General features: G+C 44.7%; 1 protein-coding gene. It reads left to right on the top strand.

The genetic code is table 11. The features are described from left to right. Nucleotides 1-62: 62 nt before the first annotated feature. Entirely contained in the window at nt 63-575 is a 513-nt protein-coding gene (locus ACS8FC_RS18580; protein ID WP_371531265.1) for a hypothetical protein, read from the top strand. Nucleotides 576-635: the final 60 nt, after the last annotated feature.

Consider the following 635-nt stretch of genomic DNA (forward strand, 5'->3'; position numbering starts at 1 on the left):
GACTGCTAATCTTTTAGCAAATAAATAATTCAATAAATAATAAATAATTTAGGGACAATACTATGAGTAACCATGACGCTATCGATCGCAGTGAAGTAAAAAACATGTCTAAAGAGACAAAAGAAGATTTGAATGCAGACATCATCACGGGTGAGCCAGGCTCACATCCAGTAGGTACAGGTATTGGCGGTGTAGGCGGTGCAGCAGCAGGTGCAGCCATCGGTACAATGGCAGGCCCATTAGGTACACTAATTGGTGGCGCCATTGGTGCTATCGTTGGTGGCGGCGCAGGTCATGCAGCAGCTGAAGCCATTGATCCAACACATGAAGAAGCTTACTGGCGTGCAGAATATGCAAACGCTGACTACCATAGAGAAGAGTATGACTTTGATCGCGATATGCACCCAGCGTACGCAGTAGGCTATGCAAACCGCGCTCGCTATCCAGTAGATGCCCGTTTTGAAGATCATGAAGCTGACTTAGAGCGTTCATGGCATGAAGTGAAGGGTGATTCTCGTTTGGCGTGGGATGAAGCGCGTCTAGCATCACGTGATGCATGGCATCGTGTATCGTAGTACGTGTTTTACAAAAAAGTTAGATGTTAAAAATATTTAAGAATATGACTACTGTTTACT

It is taken from the genome of Psychrobacter sp. 1Y4 (assembly GCF_051847555.1).